16 protein-coding genes are annotated in these 19,053 nt (G+C 69.0%); 11 read left to right on the forward strand and 5 right to left on the reverse strand.

The annotated features are described in order from the left end of the window. Window positions 1-175 precede the first annotated feature (175 nt). From MHN80_RS11550 to MHN80_RS11560, 3 genes are all read right to left on the reverse strand, one after another. Window positions 176-1,663: a PQQ-binding-like beta-propeller repeat protein gene (locus MHN80_RS11550; protein WP_239401787.1), complete on the reverse strand. Its 1,488-nt coding sequence runs from the start codon at window positions 1,661-1,663 to the stop codon at window positions 176-178. 495 nt (window positions 1,664-2,158) lie between these two features. Next, entirely contained in the window at window positions 2,159-3,571 is a 1,413-nt protein-coding gene (locus MHN80_RS11555) for an amidase (RefSeq protein WP_239401789.1), read from the reverse strand. Between the two features lie 9 nt (window positions 3,572-3,580). Then, on the reverse strand, window positions 3,581-4,195 hold the full coding sequence (locus MHN80_RS11560) for a TetR/AcrR family transcriptional regulator (RefSeq protein ID WP_239401791.1): 615 nt from the start codon (window positions 4,193-4,195) through the stop codon (window positions 3,581-3,583). Between the two features lie 87 nt (window positions 4,196-4,282). Here MHN80_RS11560 and MHN80_RS11565 point away from each other — a divergent pair, with 87 nt between their 5' ends. Further along, a complete protein-coding gene (locus MHN80_RS11565) occupies window positions 4,283-5,536 on the forward strand; it encodes an MFS transporter (protein WP_239401793.1) in 1,254 nt (417 codons plus the stop codon). A 1-nt stretch (window position 5,537) separates the two neighbouring features. Here MHN80_RS11565 and MHN80_RS11570 read toward each other — a convergent pair whose 3' ends face one another. After that, window positions 5,538-6,158 carry a TetR/AcrR family transcriptional regulator gene (locus MHN80_RS11570; RefSeq protein ID WP_004022837.1) on the reverse strand — a complete coding sequence of 207 codons (621 nt, stop codon included), beginning with the start codon at window positions 6,156-6,158 and terminating at the stop codon, window positions 5,538-5,540. A 215-nt stretch (window positions 6,159-6,373) separates the two neighbouring features. Here MHN80_RS11570 and MHN80_RS11575 point away from each other — a divergent pair, with 215 nt between their 5' ends. The 4 genes from MHN80_RS11575 to MHN80_RS11590 all read left to right on the forward strand — a co-directional run bounded on the left by MHN80_RS11575 (window position 6,374) and on the right by MHN80_RS11590 (window position 9,930). Then, window positions 6,374-7,567, forward strand: a complete 1,194-nt coding sequence (locus tag MHN80_RS11575; protein WP_239401795.1) for an acyl-CoA dehydrogenase family protein — start codon at window positions 6,374-6,376, stop codon at window positions 7,565-7,567. A 42-nt stretch (window positions 7,568-7,609) separates the two neighbouring features. After that, complete coding sequence (locus tag MHN80_RS11580; protein WP_239401797.1) at window positions 7,610-8,722, forward strand: acyl-CoA dehydrogenase family protein; 1,113 nt, start codon at window positions 7,610-7,612, stop codon at window positions 8,720-8,722. A gap of 165 nt (window positions 8,723-8,887) precedes the next feature. Next, complete coding sequence (locus MHN80_RS11585; RefSeq protein WP_239401799.1) at window positions 8,888-9,370, forward strand: DUF350 domain-containing protein; 483 nt, start codon at window positions 8,888-8,890, stop codon at window positions 9,368-9,370. Window positions 9,371-9,471: 101 nt separating this feature from the next. After that, window positions 9,472-9,930, forward strand: coding sequence for an SRPBCC family protein (locus MHN80_RS11590; RefSeq protein ID WP_004022833.1), 459 nt, complete (start codon window positions 9,472-9,474; stop codon window positions 9,928-9,930). A gap of 75 nt (window positions 9,931-10,005) precedes the next feature. Here the strand turns inward: MHN80_RS11590 and MHN80_RS11595 are convergent, their stop codons facing one another. Further along, window positions 10,006-10,806 carry an HAD-IIA family hydrolase gene (locus MHN80_RS11595; protein ID WP_239401801.1) on the reverse strand — a complete coding sequence of 267 codons (801 nt, stop codon included), beginning with the start codon at window positions 10,804-10,806 and terminating at the stop codon, window positions 10,006-10,008. Between the two features lie 100 nt (window positions 10,807-10,906). On the opposite strand from MHN80_RS11595, the gene glp reads away from it, so the two are divergent. The 6 genes from glp (at window position 10,907) to MHN80_RS11625 (ending at window position 19,051) form a co-directional block, all read left to right on the forward strand. Then, window positions 10,907-12,148, forward strand: coding sequence for a gephyrin-like molybdotransferase Glp (glp, locus tag MHN80_RS11600; protein WP_239401803.1), 1,242 nt, complete (start codon window positions 10,907-10,909; stop codon window positions 12,146-12,148). 104 nt (window positions 12,149-12,252) lie between these two features. Beyond that, window positions 12,253-12,984 carry a phosphatidylserine decarboxylase gene (locus MHN80_RS11605; protein WP_101822593.1) on the forward strand — a complete coding sequence of 244 codons (732 nt, stop codon included), beginning with the start codon at window positions 12,253-12,255 and terminating at the stop codon, window positions 12,982-12,984. Between the two features lie 26 nt (window positions 12,985-13,010). Further along, the gene (locus tag MHN80_RS11610; RefSeq protein ID WP_239401805.1) at window positions 13,011-14,060 is read left to right on the forward strand and encodes a phosphatidylcholine/phosphatidylserine synthase; all 1,050 of its coding nucleotides are present in this window, start codon (window positions 13,011-13,013) and stop codon (window positions 14,058-14,060) included. Then, window positions 14,057-16,351 carry an AAA family ATPase gene (locus tag MHN80_RS11615; RefSeq protein ID WP_239401807.1) on the forward strand — a complete coding sequence of 765 codons (2,295 nt, stop codon included), beginning with the start codon at window positions 14,057-14,059 and terminating at the stop codon, window positions 16,349-16,351. The genes MHN80_RS11610 and MHN80_RS11615 overlap by 4 nt, the downstream gene beginning before the upstream one ends. A 193-nt stretch (window positions 16,352-16,544) precedes the next feature. Further along, on the forward strand, window positions 16,545-18,221 hold the full coding sequence (locus tag MHN80_RS11620) for an MDR family MFS transporter (RefSeq protein ID WP_064571457.1): 1,677 nt from the start codon (window positions 16,545-16,547) through the stop codon (window positions 18,219-18,221). Continuing rightward, on the forward strand, window positions 18,218-19,051 hold the full coding sequence (locus tag MHN80_RS11625) for a universal stress protein (RefSeq protein ID WP_239401809.1): 834 nt from the start codon (window positions 18,218-18,220) through the stop codon (window positions 19,049-19,051). Before MHN80_RS11620 ends, MHN80_RS11625 begins: the two co-directional genes overlap by 4 nt. Window positions 19,052-19,053: the final 2 nt, after the last annotated feature.

Here is a 19,053-nt window from a genome sequence, read left to right on the forward strand (position 1 = left end):
GAAGCCTTCCTCGAAGAAGGCTACCGCCCGCTCACGCTGCTCCACCGACAACGAACTACGTGGATGCATACAACTCTCCCCGGGTAGTCGAAACTGATTTTCAGTCCAACTCCCGGGGAGCAGTCCATGCGAGGCGGTGGGTTTCAGGAAAAGGGGTGGGTTTGTGGGTACTCGACTACTCCGGTCGAAGTGCCGCCACGCTCACCGGCGCATTGGGGTCACCGGGCTCGCCGAAGCATGCGACCAGCACGGCTCCCGGCACGGGTATCACGCCGCCCGTGGCCGTCCCGCACGGCGAGGGCACGAACGTGATCGAACCGTCCGGGTGGATTGTGGTCAGGTCGTACCGCCTCGGGCTATCGAGAGGTCTCTCCAGTTGGGCCGTCACCACGGAGTCGTGCAGAAGAACCCAGGTCTGCGACTCCGGGATCGGATCCCTTGGCCAACCGGTGCCGGTCGGGATCACGGCGCGGGTCGTCACGTCGGAGTCCAGGCGTCTGATGATTGCCACCCCCGGCTTGTCGCCGTACACGAACCAGGACGGCTGGGGACTCACGGAGATCCCCGACATACGACGCCCTCGGGCATCTGAACCCCACCACCATCTGTCGACCGGCTCGTGGTCCCCGTTCGCGATGGAGACCACCAATGACCGGGGGACGTCATCGACGTCCCACAGGTGAGCCACGAACTCGGAGTCGCCTGTTTCGCCAACGGTGACGTCGAGCCGCTCATCCGCTGCCGTGATCGCGATGCGATGGGTCCGATCAACACCGGTCAGTGCGTCGAAAGCGACGACTTTCACGTGACCGTCGTCCGGGGCCACGTGGACGACATGGGCACCGGTAGCGGACACCGAACGCGGATGCGGGCTGGGTTCATCCCGTCCGGTCGACGGCGACACACGTCGCTGCCATCTGACTTCTCCGCTCCGGGGCTCGAGGACTGCTATCTCGCCGTCACGAATCACCGCCAACGGCCGATCGACCTGTCCGGCACGTGGAACGTCGGACACCAGAATCCACGACGAATCGTTTGTCCAGAGAATTCGTCCGGTCATGGCGTCGATCCCGGTCGTGAAATACCCTTTCCGCCCTGCGCGGACGAAGTCGCAGCTGACCACAACCACCGATTCGGTTCCGGTTCCGGTGCTGGTGATGCGATCGAACCCTCGTTCGGCGCAATTCGCCGCACCGACGCCATCGGAGGTGTGGCTCCACCGTGGTCGGCCCGTCGTGCCGTCGTAGGCGACCAGGACGCCTTCGACGACTGCGGCGAAGCCCGGGCCTGCTGGGGTGATGGGCCAGGGGTCGACGTCATCCACTCGGTAAGCGACGTCCCCGCCGGCCGAGGGCGGCACTTCGGGAATGTGGACGGCTTCGACCGGTGCAGCCCCTCGGTGCTCCAACGGCACGAGGCCCACCGCCAGGGTGGCGACCAGGGCGACACCGGTCGTCGCTCCGATCTCTCTCGCGGACAACCGACCTCGTCGAACCATCGCCACGATTCCGGCGGCGAGTAGGCACGCCCAGGCCGCGGTGACCGATCGGACCACGTCGTGTCCACCTGGGCCCCCGGTCAGCGCTGCGATGCCGTCCATGGTCTCCGATCGGACCGCATAGGCGAGGCAGGCGCCCGAGACACATGCAGACCCGATCGCCACACCGCGACCGACAAAACAGAGCAGTGCGGCACCAACCAGAAGCGACAATGCGAGCGACGCCCCGAGTAGGAGTGTCGTTGCGGCCCACTCTGGTCCGGTCCAGAATCCGCCAGACACCCGGCCCGATGGAACCCGCTGGACGAAAGCCAGTCCAGAAAGCACGATCCCAGCAACCGCGAGGAATGCGATCACATAACCAGTCGAGCGGGATACGGCGGCCGACCTCTGTGAGCCGCGACCCGTCGTGTCGTCGACGGGATCGGCAGCGTCGACCGTTCCCGACTCCCCAGTGCTTCCGTTCTGGCCCATCCCCAACCCCCGTCGACCGAGCACACAATCGGTGCTGCCCGGGGGGAGACTATCGGAGTTCGGCATCTTGCGCGGTCGCGCATCCCCAGACCCATCCGAACTCCCGCGGCCCTGCTCCCGTCGCGCTTATCGGATCCAATAAGCGGAACGGAAACGGAACCGCGGGAACACAATCAACCCCGGGACTCAGGCGTCCTGGATCCGCGCGAACGGCTTGGCGGCTTCGAGTTCGAAGGCCAATTCGAGGAGGGTGCGCTCCTGGCCGAGGTCGGCGGCGAAGTGGATGCCCACCGGCATACCCGACTCCGTCTGTCCGAGTGGCAAACTGATCGCCGGGGTGCCCGCGGTGTTGTTGGCCGGGGTGAACGCGATGAACTTCGTCAGCCGGTCCATCGCCTCGTCGAATTCGATTGCCGGATCGAGATATCCGATCTCGGGGGTTGTATGGACGACGGTCGGGGTGAGGATCACGTCGAAGGTGTCGTGCAGACCCCGGATCGTGGCGGTCGACTTCTTCAGCCCGCGAACCGCGCCGGGGAGCCGGTAGAAGTGCCGGAGGGCGCTCCGCGACAACCCGCGGGTTAAGGAGTCGACCTGCGAGCGGTCGAAGCCCTTGTCGACGACCCGCTTTCCGAACCGGTCCAGCGCCAGGGCCAGCAATGACCAGTAGTCGATGAAGTCCCGGACGTAGTCGCGATCGACCGGCAACGGCACCATCTCGGTGCGGTGGCCCAGCGACTCGACGAGTTCGGCGGCCTCGGCAACGCACCGTTGGGTCTCGCGGTCGAGCAGCGCCCCGGTCAGCGGCTCGGTGATCAGCGCGATCTTCAACCGCTTCGTGCCCGGACCGTCGACCACACCGATCGGCGGCATCCCGGGTGCGGGCCGGAAACCCTGTGTGTCGGCGAGGAAGCGCGCCGTGTCCCGCACCGAGCGACTGACGATGCCGTTGGACACCAGGTCGATCGGAGCGTCCCGCGTCTCCTTCGACGACTCGACCCGCCCGCGACTCGGCTTGAGCCCCACCAGACCACAGATGGCGGCAGGGATCCGGATCGACCCGCCACCGTCGTTCGCGTGCGCGATCGGTAGCGCACCGGCGGCGACGAGCGCCGCCGAACCACCCGACGAACCACCCGAGGAATAGTCGGTGTCCCACGGATTGCGCGTCGGCTCGCGGTCGACGAATTCCGTCGTCGAGGTCAGCCCGAAGGCGGGCATCGTCGACGCCCCGACGACGTTCACCCCGCTGGACAGGAACTGATTGGTGAAGGCCTCGTTGGCCTCGGCCGGCCGCGGCGGCACCGCCGCCGAACCATGGCGGGTCGGCAGTCCCGCGAAGTCGGTGTTGTTCTTGATGATCGACGGCACCCCGATGAACGATCCCAGCGGGAAGTCGTTGTCGACGGCACGCTTCCGAGCGCGCTCACGATCGTCGAAGGCGATCGCGTTGAGATGCGGGTTGACGGCGTCGATGCGGGCGATGGCGGCCTCGACCGCTTCCGCTGCGGAGATCTGGCCAGAGGAGATCGCGTCGGCGATGCCGACCGCGTCGTGCTCGCCGAGTGCGTCGTCGGTGAACGCGTGGACGTGTTTCATGCCCGGACCCTACCGTCTCGGCGCAACCCCGATCATCGACAAGACGTCACCCACGAGGTCCGAGGCGTGATCGGCGTCGAGGGCGAGCCCGAACACCGCGTGGTGGTACAGCGGGGCGATCACGTGATCGAGCACCTGGCGCACGGACGGCGTGGGTTCACCGCGCTTCTGCGCCCGCGCGATCATCTGCTCGGCGTGCTCGCGCCTGATCTCCCAGCAGGGGCAGACCTCGACGATGTCCTCGCGGGCCGCGACCATGGCGCGCAGGTAGGCCCGGCGCTTGGGACGCGCGATGTCGGCGGCGATGATCTGCGCCCACTCCGCGAGATCCCCGGCAAGGGTGCCGGTGTCGGGCAGCGGTTCGCCCTGCGTCAGCGCCGCGACCGCCACCTCGCCGAGCAGTGCGTCGATCGACCGCCACCGTCGATAGATGCTGGTCGGGTTGACCCCGGCGAGTTCGGCGACCTCCGGGATCGTCATCGTCTCGCGGCGTCCGGCGCCGACGAGCTGACCGACAGCCGTGTAGACCGCCGATTGCACGCGCGCGCTGCGACCACCGGGACGCCGGGTCGGCGCGGCGGGGCCGCCAGGAGTCGGCTCGTCGGAAGTGCGGGCGGTCGTCATGGACGCCATTATTGCAAAGCTGATTGCTTTTGGAACACAGTCCGGGCTAGTTTCTGAATGCAACTCTGTTTGCTTTAAGGAGACCTCGTGGCGCCACTTCACCCCCATCGCGCGTTCTGGCTGATCGCGGCCACCTACATGATGGTCCTGTTCGCGTCCGCGGCACCGTCACCGCTGTATCCCGTCTACCAGGAACTCTGGGGGTTCTCCGCGCTCACGCTGACGCTGGTGTTCGCGGTGTACGTGCTCACCATGCTGTTGAGCCTCCTCACGGTCGGGTCTCTTTCCGATCATGTCGGCCGGCGGCCCGTTCTCGCCGTCGCGCTCGTCCTGCTCATCGCGAGCATGGTGCTGTTCGTCGTCGCCCAGGACGTCGGCACGCTGCTTGCCGCCCGCGCCCTCCAAGGCCTGGCCACCGGGGCGGCGATGGGCACGTTGACCGCGACAACGGTCGATCTGCAGCCCTCGGCTCGGATCGGTTCGACGATCGTCGGCGCGGCACCGGCGATCGGCCTGGCGAGCGGCGTCGCCGTGGCCGGTGTGCTCGTCGAATACGCACCCGCGCCCCGCGTCCTGATCTACGAGATCATCCTCGGCCTGTTCGCCGCGCTGTTGATCGCCCTGCTCATCGTCCCGGAGACACGCGAACGGATCGGCTTCGACTCCCGACGACACCTGGCGGGCACGCTCGCGCCGCAGGTGCGCGTGCCCCGCGAGGTCCGCACGGTGTTCCTGGCATCCGTCCCCGCGCTCGTCGCCACCTGGTCCCTCGGCGGCCTGTATCTCTCCCTCGGCTCGTCGGTCGTCTCACGCGTCTTCGGCGTGGACAACCACGGCGCGGCGGGCGCGATCCTGTTCGTCTTCTTCGCCTGCGCGGCCCTCACGTCCCTGTTCATCACCGATCGCCCGTCGACGGTCAAGGCGGCATACGGTCTCCCCGCACTCGCCGCCGGTGTGGTGATCTCACTGGCCGGGGTCCTGGCGGAATCCCTGCCTCTCTACATCGTCGGCTCGATCGTGGCCGGCTCGGGCTGGGCCGCCACCTTCCTCTCCGCGATGGACAACATCACCGCCGCGACCCCGCCCGCCCAGCGCGGTCAGGTCTTCTCGTCGGTGTTCGTGGCGAGCTACCTCGCCTTCAGCGTCCCGGCCGTGATCGCCGGAATCGTCGTGTCGCACATCGGCTTGCGCGACACCATCATCGGTTACGTCGGCTATGTCCTCGCGATGGTGATGATCGCGGCGACATTCGCGGTGACGATGCGCCGCCGGGCGACGACAGCAGTCCGCGATTCCGCCGAAGACGCTGCGGCGCAACCGGAACCGGCATGCAAGGGCTGAGTCACTCCGCGACGGTCGGTCGCCACCCGACCATCCGAGTGGCCAGCTCCGCGTAGAAGTCCCCCATCTCCTCGGGCGAGAGCGAACCCCCGTCGCGATACCACCGCGCGACGTCGATACCCATGGACAGCATCGCGTTGGTGGTGGCGAGCGAATCGGCAACGGCGAAGTCCCCGTTGCCGATGCCGGCGTCGACGATCGCGCGCACCCGCCGGGTGATCTCGCGGCGCATGGCCATCACGGTGCCGAGATGGTCGGGCGCGAGCGCGTTCAGCTCGTAGTTCACCACCCGACCCCCCACGTGTTCGCGCGCGTGGTGCTCGGTGAACGCGTGGACGATCGCCCGCAGCCGGTCACCGGGCGACGCCGACGGATCGTCGGCGTCGTCGATCGCCGCGAGAATGGCACGGTGCCCCGCGTCCGAGATCTCGAACAGCAGCTCCTCCTTGGAGCGGAAGTGCACGTAGACCGCTGCTGAGCTCATCTGCGCACCGTTGGCGATGTCCCTCGTGGTGGTGCCGTTGAACCCCTTCGCGGCGAACGCCTCGACGGCGGCACGCAGGAGCCGGGCCCGAGCGGCCATCGGCCGCGTTTGCGACGCCGGATCGGCGGACGGGCCCATCGTCACCCTCTCGAAACGGTCGGACTGGTCATCGCAACGGACCCGTGATTGACAGCCTCCGGCCCGCGCGGCATAGTGCAACCTATCACTAAGCAAGCGCTTAGTCATTCGTGAACCGGCTGGGTCTCCCCAGCCGGGAGGCACACGGCAGAGGTCCCCGGTTCGGCCACACCGCCCGGAGTACGGACACCCTCGACAGGAGTAGAGAAGAACCCATGCAGCTGACATTCAGTCCTGAAGAAGAGGCCTTCCGCGAGGAGTTGCGCGGAATCTTCGCCAAGGTCCCCGAAGACGTTCGCAAGCGGTGCGAAGAGGGCAAACTCAACTACCCGGAGGACCTCGTCACCACGACGCGCATCCTCAACGAGCACGGTGTGGCCACCCCGAGCTGGCCCGCGGAGTACGGCGGCAAGGACTGGACCCCGATCCAGCACCACATCTACCGCGAGGAGATGAGCCTCGCGTTCGTCCCCGACATGCTCCCTTTCAACGTCGGCATGATCGGTCCGGTCATCGCCCAGTTCGGGTCCGACGAGATGAAGGAACGCTTCCTCGCCAAGACCGCGAACCTCGACATCTGGTGGTGCCAGGGCTTCTCCGAGCCCGAGGCCGGTTCGGACCTGGCCTCGCTCAAGACCCGCGCGGTTCGCGATGGCGACGACTACGTCATCAACGGACAGAAGACGTGGACCACGCTCGGCCAGTTCGCCGATTGGATCTTCTGCCTCGCGCGCACGAACCCCGATGTCAAGAAGCAGGCCGGCATCAGCATGTTCCTGTTCCCGATGGACACCCCGGGCGTCGAGATCCGCCCGATCCAGCTCATCGACGGCAGCTACGAGGTCAACGAGGTCTTCTTCAACGACGTCCGCGTACCCGCCGAGAACATGGTCGGCGAGGAGAACAGCGGCTGGACGCAGGCCAAGTTCCTGCTCGGCAACGAGCGCAACGGCATCGCCCGCGTCGGTTACACCAAGGCCAAGCTCGCGCGCGCCAAGGAACTCGCCAAGCAGACCCGGACCGCCAAGGGCACGCTGCTCGACGAACCGCTGTTCGCCGCGCGTCTGGCCGAGGTCGAGAACGAACTGCTCGCGCTCGAGCTGACCCAGCTGCGTGTCGCCGCGTCGTCGGCCGACGGCAAGCCGAACCCGGCGTCGTCGTTGCTCAAGCTCACCGGCAGCCAGCTGCAGCAGGCCGCGATGGAGCTGCTCGCCGACATCGCCGGCCCCGACTCGCTCCCGGTCGCCCAGCTCGATGCGTCGGCACCCAACGGCAGCGCGGAGGTGAGCGCCCCCGAGTGGGCCCAGCTCGCCGCACCGACCTACCTCAACTACCGCAAGGTCACGATCTACGGCGGCTCGTCGGAAGTGCAGCGCCAGATCATCGACAAGGCCGTCCTGGGCCTCTGAGCCCCGGCCACGACCCTTACCGACCTTCACCTAAGGAACACCATGGATTTCGAGCTTTCCGAAGAGCAGGGGATGCTGCGCGACACCGTTCGCGAAGTCCTCACCAAGACCTACGACGTCGAGACGCTGCGCAAGGTCACCGACACCGATCTCGGCTGGAGCGAGAAGGTGTGGAAGTCGCTGGCCGAGATCGGCATCCTCGGCCTCACCTTCCCGGAGAACGAGGGCGGCATGGATGCCGGGCCCGTCGAATTCACCAGTGTGATGACCGAACTCGGCCGCGCACTGGCTCCGGAGCCCTACCTCGACTCGGTCCTCGTCCCCGGCTCGCTCCTCGGCCTCGCCGACGACGCGACCCGCGCCGAGCTGCGGACCGCACTGGCATCCGGCGAACTCCTGATGGCTTTCGCCCACACCGAGCCCGGTGACCGGTGGCCGGAGGCCCGGGTCGAGACCACCGCGTCGGCCGACGGCGTCCTGAACGGAACCAAGAGCCTTGTCGGACACGGCGATTGCGCAGCCAAGCTGGTCGTGTCGGCCCGCGACGACAAGGGCGTCGGCCTCTACCTCATCGACGCCGACGCCGAGGGCGTCACCCGCACCCCCTACCGGACCCACGATCGTCGGCGCGGTGCGCAGATCGAGTTCACCGATGCCAAGGCCACGCGCCTCGGCGACGGCGACGCCTCGCAGACGATCGCCGATGCGGAGGTCGGCATCCAGACGGCGCTGTGCGCCGAGGCCGTCGGCGCGATGGAGCGCAGCCTCGATCTCACCGTCGAATACCTCAAGTCGCGCAAGCAGTTCGGCGTCACCCTGTCGTCGTTCCAGGCGCTCACCCACCGGGCCGCCGACATGTACGTCCAGCTCGAACTGGCGCGCAGCCTGAGCCTGTATGCGACTTCGGCGCTCGCCGACGGCATCGCCGACCCGATCATCGCGTCGCGGGCGAAGCTGCAGATCTGCCGGTCCGCGCGTCTGGTCGGCCAGGAAGCGATCCAGATGCACGGCGGTATCGGCATGACCGCCGAGTACCCCATCGCCCACTACGTCAGCCGACTGACCGCGATCAGCCATACCCTCGGCGACGCGTCGGACCATGTGACCCGCCTGGCGGAGAACGTCGACTCCTACGACATGCTCAGCGTCGGCTGACACGCCGATCTCCCCCGGACACGCTCCGGAGGGGTGCTGCGGGGGCTGTGCCCCGGCTACTGTCCTTCAGCGAAGGTCCTTCTGCGCTTCCCGCGTACGGACCTTCGCTGAAGTCGTTGTCGGGCGACCGCCCGCTGACGGTGTCGTGAGGCGAGAGGAATCCGGATGGAACTGCTGCGGGACAATCTGGCCGCGGGCGCGTCGTTCAGTCTGGTCGGCATCGCCCTGCTCATCCTGGGATTCGCGGCACTCGACCTGGTGACGCCCGGCCGGCTGCGGCAGCTGGTGTGGATCGAACACAACCGCAACGCGGTGCTGCTGACCACGTCGATGGTCATCGGTCTCGCGATCGTGCTGGTCTGTTCGGTCGTCGACACCGAACTCCTCGAGCTGTGGCGCGCATTGCTCTACACCGTCGCCTACTCGGTCTTGGCGATCGCGGTCATGATGTGGTCGTTCGTACTGATCGACTGGCTCACGCCCGGCAAGCTCGGGACCCTGCTGTTCGACGGGGCGCCGGGCGCCGACGACACTGCCGACTCCCTCGGCACCGGCCGGAGGGCCGCCGACGAGCATCCCGCGGGGTGGATCACGGCCGCGGTGTTCGTCGCCGTGGGCGCCGTCATCGGGATGACCCTGCTGGTCTGAGTTCGGGGCGACACCGCTGGTCCACGCGTTTTCCGGGGTTGACTCAGGCACCCGAACATGCTTATTGACCCTCGGCCAACAAGCCCATAGGGTGAGCGACCATGACCGCAGCACTCATCGAGGAATCCATCGACATCGACGCCACCCCCGAGCAGGTGTGGTCGGTGATCTCCGATCTCAAGCGCATGGGCGAGTGGAGCCCCCAGTGCAAGAAGATGATCATCCGCGGCGGCACCGTCGGGTTGGGGACCAAGACCATCAACATCAACCGCCGGGGCCCGCTGGTGTGGCCGACCACCTCCAAGGTCGTGCGCTTCACCCCCAACCAGGAACTCGGTTTCCGGGTCGCGGAAAACCACACCATCTGGAGCTACACCATCACCCCGAAGGACGCCGGCGTCACGGTCACCGAGCGCCGTGAGGTCAACGGATCGACCACCAAGGTCTCGTCGGTGCTCGTGGACAAGCTCTTCGGTGGGGCCGACTCGTTCGAAGAGGAACTCAAGCTCGGGATGGCCGAGACGCTCGGCAAGATCAAGCGCGCCGCCGAGTCCAACTGACCCTTCGAGACGCTCGCAAGCTCGCTCCTCAGGGAGCGGGGGACGCTCGCAAGCTCGCTCCTCAGGGCGCGGGGATCAGGTTCCGCTGAGCTTGTTGATGAGCTCGGGGAGGTCGGCCACCGAGTCGATGATGTGGTCGGGGTAGGGCCCGAACTCGTCACGCTGCAACGCATGCAGCGCCTCCTCGCGGAACTTGCCGGTGCGCACCAGCACCCCGATCAGCGCCGCGGCCTGGGCTCCCAGGACGTCGTTGTGCATGTCGTCGCCGACCATGACCACCTGCGTCGGCTCGAGACCCAGGATCTCGGTGGCCGCCCGGAAACCGACCGGCGAGGGCTTGCCGATCGCCTTGATCTTTGCGCCCGAGGCCTTTTCGAGGCCCTCGAGGTACACCCCGGTGTCAATGCTCAGACCGGCCGACGTCGACCAGGTCATCGACCGGTGCATCGCGATCACCGGGATGCCGTCGAGCAGCATCTCCAGGACCTTCGACAATGCCGCGTGGGTGAACACCGAACCGGCGCCGCCGAGTACCACCACCTCGGCCGAGGCCGGATCGTCGGTCAGCTCCACGCCGGTCATGTCCTCGGCGATCGGCCCCTCGTTGAGCACCCATACCCGCTTGCCCGGATACGCCGCGGCGACGTGTTCGGCGGTCAGCTTGGCCGCCGACAGGATCTCGTCCGACTCCACCTCGAAACCGCATTCGTTCAGCGCCTCGGCGATCTCCCCGCGCGACCGGGACGTCGTGTTGGTCAGGAACATCCGTGGGATGCCCTGATCGGCGAGTTCGGCGATCGCCTCCACCGCGCCCGGCAGCGCCCGCCACGAGGTGACCATCACCCCGTCGATGTCGAGCAGCAGACCCAGCGCCATGCGCACGAATGTAGTCCTCGGGCAGCTGAGTCGCAGGACAGGCCCGGCCACCTGCCGGGACCGCGGCGGCGCCCGCGGCGGCACCTGGCATGCTGAGCCCATGCGTACCGTCGTAGAGCATCAGCGCGTCGTCGCGGCCTTGTTCGGCGCGCCCGCACCGTCGACGGTCGCAGTGCCGCAATCGCTGGGCCTCGCCACGTTCACCGATGTCGACGCCCCGCTGTCCCTGCCCGGCTTCGACAACTCCGCGATGGACGGATTCGCCGTTCGCGCCGCCGATCTCGCGGACGCGAGCACCGATTCACCGGTCACCTTACCGGTCGCCGCGGACATCCCCGCCGGCCGCACCGACGACCTGACGCTCGAACCGGGGACCGCACACCGCATCATGACCGGCGCCCCGATGCCCGCGGGCGCCGATGCGGTCGTCCCGGTCGAACTGACCGACGCCGTGGTCGGGCCGGTGGCAGCCGCGCCGACGGTCACCTTCACCGCGGCGCCCGAGCGGGGCAAGCACATCCGGCGCGGGGGCTCCGACATCGAGTTCGGCACCCGCGCGCTGCCGGCCGGCACGGTGATCGGCGCGCCGCAGATCGGCTTGCTGGCGGCACTGGGTATCGCCGAGGTCACCGTCGCCCGACGATTGCGCGTCGTCGTGCTGTCCACCGGTTCCGAACTCGTGGAGCCCGGAAAACCGTTGCGCCACGGTCAGATCTACGAGTCCAACGGCGCCATGCTGACCGCCGCGGTCACCGAGGCCGGCGCGATCGGTCGTCACCTCCACTTCGTTCCCGACAACACCGCGGACTTCGCCGCGCGGCTCGACGAGGTCGCCGACGACGCCGATCTGATCATCACCTCCGGCGGCGTCAGCGCCGGCGCCTTCGAGGTGGTCAAAGACGCACTGTCGGCGACGGGGACCGTCGAGTTCGTGAAGGTGGCGATGCAGCCGGGAATGCCCCAGGGCTGCGGCCACTTCCCCTCGACGCGTGGGACGCGGGTACCGATCATCACCCTGCCGGGCAACCCCGTCAGTGCGCTCGTGTCCTTCGAGGTCTTCATCCGGCCGGCCCTGCGCGCCGCGATGGCCCTGCCGGCCGACCGGGAGCGGGTCGAGGCCCGCCTCGGCGCCGACATCCGCTCACCCCGCGGCAAACGACAGTTCCTGCGCGGCGTACTCGACGCGGGGCACCTCGACGGAGCCGTCGGGGTCGATCCGATCGGCCCACCCGCCTCCCATCACCTGCGCTACCTGGCCGAGGCCGACGCACTGATCGACATCCCCGCCGACGTCGAGTCAGTCGAGGCCGGAACGCTGGTGGAAGTGCTGGTCCTGCGCTGACGACGAGGCCCGCGGGGGCAGCGCTCTAGAGTGGACGCCGAGGCACCCGGCGATGCGGTGCGCACCGAGTACCCGGCCTGGACACAGGCCAGAGGAGGTTGATCGTGGCCCGACGTCCGCGTCCGGACGGCTCCGGTGACACCGGCCGTGTCGCCCATTTTCTCGATCTGGCCCGAGAGACCATCCCCCCGATCCATCCAGCCGGTGTGCCGTTCGTCGCCGCTCCGGCCGCCGTTGCCCTGCTGGGTCGCAGGCACCGCTGGATCGCCCGGCCGGCCGCTCTGACCGCCGGGGCGTGCGCGGCCTTCTTCCGGCATCCGAAGCGGGTTCCGCCCACCGAGCCCGGGGTGGTGGTCGCGCCCGCGGACGGCACCATCGCCCTGGTCGACGAGGCCGTCCCGCCCGCCGAGTCCGGCCTGGGCACGCAGCCGCTGCCCCGGGTCTCGACGTTCCTGTCGATCTTCGACGTCCACGTGCAGCGCGTGCCGATCGCGGGCACGGTGACCGCCGTGACCCACACGCCGGGCGCGTTCGTCTCCGCCGACCTCCCCGAGGCCAGTCGCGACAACGAGCGCACCACGATGACCATCCGCACCACCGCCGCAGGCGGCGCACCCGGCCCCGAGCTGGCGGTCGTGCAGATCGCCGGTCTCATCGCGCGGCGGATCGTGTGCGAGCCGACGGTCGGGGACTCGCTGGCGCTCGGTGAGACCTACGGGCTGATCCGATTCGGCTCGCGGGTCGACGTCTATTTCCCGGCCGGCACCCGGCCCCGCGTCTCGGTCGGCCAGCGCGCGGTGGGCGGCGAGACCCCGTTCGCGTACCTGGATCAGTGAACTCCGGCCCGGTGAACCCGACCGACATGACCTCATCCGGCACGACCCCCGGGCGTCGACGACCCGGCTCGCGCACCGCCCGGACCCCGACAGCACGCTCGGCCAGCCGACACGCACAGGCGCACCCGGTTCCGCGGAAGGAGCCGGAGCGCCGTCGTCTGCGCCGCCAGGCACAGGCCAGCCGCATCGTCATCCCGTCCTCGCTGACGATCCTCGCGATCTGCGCGGGCCTCACCGCCATGCGGTCGGCCATCAACGGCGACGTCGACACCGCGATGGCGCTCCTGGTCGCGGCCGCGTTCCTCGACGGCATCGACGGCCGGGTCGCACGCCTGATGGGAGCGACGAGCCGCATCGGCGCCGAGATCGACTCACTGGCCGACGCGATCAACTTCGGTGTGGTCCCGGCGATGATCATCTACTTCCACTTCATCGACGGGCACGACCTCGGCTGGGTGCTCGCGCTGATCTACTGCTGCGCCATCGTGCTGCGGCTCGCGAGATTCAACACCCTGCTCGACGACGACGAGGCACCGGCGTACACCAAGGACTTCTTCGCCGGTGTCCCCGCGCCCGCCGCGGCGATCTGCGCACTCCTGCCGATCGGGCTGGAACAACAGTTCGGTGACGGGTGGTGGACCTCGCTGCCGGCCGTGGGCGGGTGGTTGATCCTCGTCGCGTTCATGGCCGTGAGCCGCATCCCGACCTCCTCGCTCAAGACCGCCTCGATCCCGCCCGGCGCGGTGGCCGGCCTGCTGGTGCTCGTCGCCGCGGCCGCGGCACTGCTGGTGACCTTTCCCTACGTGCTGATGATGATCGCTATCGCCGGGTACGCAGTGCACATCCCGTTCGCGTGGCGCGCACGTCGCTGGGTCGCCTCCCGGCCCGAGCATTGGGATGACAAACCGGCCGAACGTCGTGCCCAGCGTCGGGCCCTGCGCACCGCGTCTCCCGGTGGCCGGCGCCGGCGGCCGGTCATCAACTCGCTCGGCCGCCTGGGCCTGAACCGCCCCACCGGCCCCGGCGTCACCGCGCCCCGCACGACCGGCGGGACGACCGAAAGCGAGCCCGAATGAGCACACCCGCATCCCTCACCCTGACGGCGCGCCACAATCCCTCGGCGGCCGAGGCCCGGCGCGGCATCATCCGCGTGCATCCCGAGGTGCTGACGGCTCTCTCGCTGCGGGAGTGGGATGCGGTGTCGATCACCGGCGCACGCGTCACGGCTGCCGTGGTGGCCGCGACCGAGCCGACCGCGCCGACCGGGGTGGCCCTTCTCGACGAGATCGCCTTCTCCAATGCCGGTGTCCGGGAGAACTCGCCGGTCGTTCTCGCACCTGTCGAGGTGCAGGGCGCGAGCCGGGTGGTGGTGAGCGGTTCGGTGCTGGCCACCCAGTCGATCACCGAGTCGACGCTGCGCCGCGCGCTGCTGGGCAAGGTCCTGTCCGTCGGTGACGCCGTCTCGCTGCTCCCCCGCGACCTCGGTCCCGAACTCGCGGCCACCGAGGCCACGCGCGCGCTGGCCCGGTCGGTCGGGATCACCTGGACCACCGAGTTGCTGACCGTCACCGCGACCGAGCCGGGCCCGCCCACGGGTGACCAGGTGTCGGCACCGGTCAGCGTGCAGACCAACACCGCCGTGCTGTGGTCGACGACCGCGGGCGAGGTGCCGCCGCTCGGCGACCGGACCTGGCCGGGGTCACCCGGCATCCCCGGCGCACTCGGCATGGTGTCGGAGTCCGACTCCCGCCCGCGACCGGTCGCCGCGCCCACCCCTGTCCGCGAGCCCGCCCGCGAGCAGGACGTCCCGGTCCGGCCGGTGTCGGAGCTCGTCGGCGTCGACTCCCAGATCACCAAACTCACCGAGTGGCTGACCATCACCCTCGACGAACCGGAGGTCCTGCGCACCCTCGGCGCGACACCGCGTCTCGGCGTCCTGGTGACCGGCCCGGCCGGCGGCGGCAAGGCGACGCTCGTGCGCTCGGTGTGCGCGTCGCGCGCGCTGGTGACGGTCGACGGGCCGACGGTCGGAGCCCTCGAGGCCACCGCGCGACTACGGGCAGTCGCCGACGCGGTGGCCCGCACCCGATCGGGGGGCGGCGTCCTGCTGATCACCGATGTCGACGCGCTGCTGCCCGCCGAACCCGAGCCGGTGGGCGCCCTCATCCTCGATGAACTGCGCTCCGGCATCGCCGACGGGCGCATCGCGCTCGTCGCGACCACCGCCGAACCGGTCCGCCTCGACGCGCGGTTGCGCGATCCGTCGCTGTGCGACCGCGAACTGGTCATCGGTCTGCCCGATGCCGCCACCCGCGCGCGGTTGCTGTCGGCGATCCTGTCGAACGTCCCGACCGACGGCGATCTCGACCTCACGTCGGTCGCCTCGCGAACCCCCGGCTTCGTCGCCGGCGATCTCGCCGCACTCGCCCGCGAGGCCGCCCTCCGGGCTGCCACCCGCGCGAGTGCCGAGAAGTCTGCGCCGTCGCTGCGCACCGAGGACCTCGTCGGCGCCCTCGACGTCATCCGGCCGGTGTCCCGCTCGGATTCCCCCGAAGTCGCGCTGGGCTCGATCACCCTCGCCGACGTCGGCGACATGGTCGAGACGAAACAGGCCCTGACCGAAGCGGTCCTGTGGCCGCTGCAACACCCCGACACCTTCGCCCGACTCGGCGTCGATCCGCCGCGCGGGGTCCTGCTGTTCGGTCCGCCCGGCTGCGGCAAGACCTTCGTCGTCCGCGCCCTCGCGGCGTCGGGTCAGCTGTCGGTGCACACGGTCAAAGGCGCTGAGCTGATGGACAAGTGGGTCGGATCGTCGGAGAAGGCGGTGCGGGACCTGTTCGCACGGGCCCGCGAGTCGGCACCGTCGCTGATCTTCCTCGACGAGGTCGACGCGCTGGCCCCGCGCCGCGGGCAGTCCACCGACTCCGGTGTCGGCGACCGCGTGGTCGCCGCACTGCTCACCGAACTCGACGGCGTCGAACCACTCCAAGACGTCGTCGTTCTCGGCGCGACGAACCGTCCCGACCTCATCGACCCGGCGTTGCTGCGCCCCGGACGGTTGGAACGACTCGTCTTCGTGCCGCCGCCCGACGCCGACGCCCGCGGGGACATCCTGCGCGCCACCGGTCGCGACGTCCCGCTCGACGGCGTCGACCTCGACGAACTCGCCACCGATCTCGAGGGCTATTCGGCGGCGGACTGTTCGGCGCTGCTGCGCGAGGCGGCGCTGTCGGCCATGCGTCGCGACATCGATGCCGCCGCGGTGACCGTCGCCGACGTCGACGAAGCCCGCAAGCGGGTCCGCCCGTCGCTCGACCCCGCACAGGTCGCCGACCTGAAGGCCTACGCCGAGCGCCGCCTCGACTGACCACAGCCGAGGTCCCTTCGCCGGCCGGGTGAGTCCCGGAACACACCCGGAATAACCTCCGATAGTTGTTGGTTGCAACCATCACGCTTTATAGTTGCATCAATCAACCAATCGGGTGCGCCGCCGTGCGCGCCGATTCGCAGCCCGCTCGTCTCCTCGTCGCGGGCAGCTTTCTTTCTCGGAGGTTTGTTCTATGAGTGCACCCGCATCCGCGGTGGCGCCGGTCGAAGACGTGCCGATGACCCATCGCCAGAAGATCGAGGCCCTCATCGGCCTCCTGCTCGGCATGTTCGTCGCGTTCCTGTCCTCGACCGTGGTGTCCAACGCCCTGCCGACGATCATCACCGATCTGCACGGCACCCAGGACCAGTACACCTGGGTCATCACCGCGACACTGCTCGCGTCCACGGCCACCACGCCCATCTGGGGCAAGTTCGCCGACCTGGTCAGCAAGAAGCTGCTGGTGCAGGGCGCCCTGTTCCTGTTCACCCTGGGTTCGGTCCTCGCCGGACTCTCCACCTCGGTCGACATGCTGATCGGCTTCCGCGTCATCCAGGGTCTGGGCCTCGGCGGTCTGCAGGCGCTGGTCGTCATCGTCGTCGCGACGATGTTCAGCCCGCGCGAACGAGGCCGGTACCAGGGCCCGATGGCCGCGGTGATGTCTGTCGCGACCGTTGCCGGTCCGCTCATCGGCGGCGTCATCGTCGACACCAGTTGGCTCGGCTGGCGCTGGACGTTCTACGTCTGCGTACCGCTCGCCGTCCTCGCCCTCGTCGTCATCCAGCGAACGCTGAATGTTCCGGTCGTGCGCAAGAAGGTCAGCATCGACTACCTCGGCGCCGCGCTCATCGCCTCCGGTGTCAGCACCCTGCTGATCTGGGTCACGCTGGCCGGTAAGAACTTCGACTGGGCGTCGCTGACCTCGTACGGGCTCGTCGCGCTCGGTGTGGCGCTGCTCGTCGCCGCGGTCGTCGTCGAGTCGAAGGTGTCCAGCCCGATCATCCCGCTGCACATCTTCCGGGATCGCACCACCGCCCTGGCGACCCTCGCCAGCATCGGCGTCGGTGTCGCTCTCTTCGGCGGCGCGGTCTTCCTCGGCCAGTACTTCCAGATCGCCCGCGGGTACTCGCCCACCGCGGCCGGCCTGCTGACCCTCCCGATGGTCATCGGTTCGATGCTGTCGGCGACCGTCTCCGGCAACCTGATCACCCGGTACGGACGGTGGAAGCGATTCCTCGTCGCCGGTGCCGCGATGATGACGATCGGCTTCGGCCTGCTCGCGACGATCGACGCGCACACGGACATGGTCCTGGTCGGTGCATTCCTGTTCGTTCTCGGCTGCGGCATGGGCATGACGATGCAGAACCTGGTTCTCGCGGTGCAGAACAACGTCAGCCCGGACAACCTCGGCGCGGCGACCTCGACGGTCACCTTCTTCCGCTCACTCGGCGGCGCCGCAGGTGTGTCGGTGCTCGGTGCGATCCTGTCCAACCACGTCACCGATCTCATCGCCAAGGGTCTCGGGGCCCTGGGCATCGGGTCCGGACAGACCGGTGGCGGCGCGGCCGGCCTGGCCAATCTGAACGAGCTGCCGGCTCCGATCGCGGCCATCGTCCGCGGTGCGTACGGCGACGGAACGGCCCGGATCTTCCTGGTCGCGGCAGTCATGGCGGCGCTGAGCTTCATCGCCATCACGCTCATCAAGGAGGTCGCCCTCAAGACGATGAGCAGCGACGAGGAACGGCGCGCGGAGGAGGCAGCCATCGCCGCATCGGCGCCGCAGGCTTTCGCCCCCGCCGAGGGACCGCAGGAAGACGTCACCGGGTCCGTCGCCGACACGCGAACGGGCGACCCCACCCGCACGCGATGAACACCATCGCCGTCGGGGTGGACCTGAGTCCCGAATCCGAGGCGGCCGCCCGCTGGGCGGCCGCCTCGGCCCGCGTCGGGGACCGCCTGGTGTTGATCCACGGATTCGCGGCCGCCGGGGCGCTGCAACCTCTCAGCGAGTTCGAGCTCGACTTCGACGTGGCCGCCACGCGGCGGGCAGCGGTCGACCACCTGTCCGCGGTGGCCACCCGCCTCGGCGCACACCATCCCGGCCTGCGCATCGACACCGTCGTCGAGCACGACTTCGCGATCCCGCTCCTCACGCGCTTGTCGAGCCAGGTCGATCTGATGGTCGTGGGTCACCACCGGCCCGGACTGATCGAGCGTCTCACCACCGGGAGCATCAGCTCCGCGCTCTCGGGGCGCTCGCACTGCACCGTCGTGACCGTCCCGTACGGCAACCTCGCAACCGGCGGTCCGGTCGTCGCCGCGATCGACGTCGACGCCCCTTCCGACCTCGCCCTGTCGACCGCGTTCGAGTACGCCGGTGGCACGGGCAGCGCGGTGGCGGTGGTGTGTGCGATATCCGACGCGGCTCCTCCCGCCCAAATCGAGTCCGTGTACGCGCGGGCCGACGCGCTGCTCGCACCGTGGCGCCGGCGCTTCCCCGGTTGCGCCACGACGCTGCAACTGGTCAACGGCAACCCGTCCCGGGCCGTCGGGGAGGCGGTTCCGCAGGCGTCGTTGCTCGTCGTCACCCGACCACGCGCAGGGAGCACCTTCGCCGCCTGGGCGGGATCGGTCGCACGCGCGGCGCAGCATCGCACGCGCTGCCCGATCGCGATCGTGGACCACAGCCGAACGTCGTGATG

Origin of the sequence: Gordonia sp. McavH-238-E (genome assembly GCF_022348225.1) — a bacterium.
GTDB classification, from domain to species: domain Bacteria; phylum Actinomycetota; class Actinomycetes; order Mycobacteriales; family Mycobacteriaceae; genus Gordonia; species Gordonia terrae.

Excerpts from the sequence above, each read along its gene's own strand:
- MHN80_RS11555 (WP_239401789.1), bottom strand. The coding sequence starts at position 3,571 with ATGAAACACGTCCACGCGTTCACCGACGACGCACTCGGCGAGCACGAC.
- MHN80_RS11560 (WP_239401791.1), bottom strand. The coding sequence starts at position 4,195 with ATGACGACCGCCCGCACTTCCGACGAGCCGACTCCTGGCGGCCCCGCC.
- MHN80_RS11570 (WP_004022837.1), bottom strand. The coding sequence starts at position 6,158 with ATGGGCCCGTCCGCCGATCCGGCGTCGCAAACGCGGCCGATGGCCGCT.
- MHN80_RS11575 (WP_239401795.1), top strand. The coding sequence starts at position 6,374 with ATGCAGCTGACATTCAGTCCTGAAGAAGAGGCCTTCCGCGAGGAGTTG.
- MHN80_RS11580 (WP_239401797.1), top strand. The coding sequence starts at position 7,610 with ATGGATTTCGAGCTTTCCGAAGAGCAGGGGATGCTGCGCGACACCGTT.
- MHN80_RS11585 (WP_239401799.1), top strand. The coding sequence starts at position 8,888 with ATGGAACTGCTGCGGGACAATCTGGCCGCGGGCGCGTCGTTCAGTCTG.
- MHN80_RS11590 (WP_004022833.1), top strand. The coding sequence starts at position 9,472 with ATGACCGCAGCACTCATCGAGGAATCCATCGACATCGACGCCACCCCC.
- MHN80_RS11595 (WP_239401801.1), bottom strand. The coding sequence starts at position 10,806 with ATGGCGCTGGGTCTGCTGCTCGACATCGACGGGGTGATGGTCACCTCG.
- glp (WP_239401803.1), top strand. The coding sequence starts at position 10,907 with ATGCGTACCGTCGTAGAGCATCAGCGCGTCGTCGCGGCCTTGTTCGGC.
- MHN80_RS11610 (WP_239401805.1), top strand. The coding sequence starts at position 13,011 with ATGACCTCATCCGGCACGACCCCCGGGCGTCGACGACCCGGCTCGCGC.
- MHN80_RS11615 (WP_239401807.1), top strand. The coding sequence starts at position 14,057 with ATGAGCACACCCGCATCCCTCACCCTGACGGCGCGCCACAATCCCTCG.
- MHN80_RS11620 (WP_064571457.1), top strand. The coding sequence starts at position 16,545 with ATGAGTGCACCCGCATCCGCGGTGGCGCCGGTCGAAGACGTGCCGATG.
- MHN80_RS11625 (WP_239401809.1), top strand. The coding sequence starts at position 18,218 with ATGAACACCATCGCCGTCGGGGTGGACCTGAGTCCCGAATCCGAGGCG.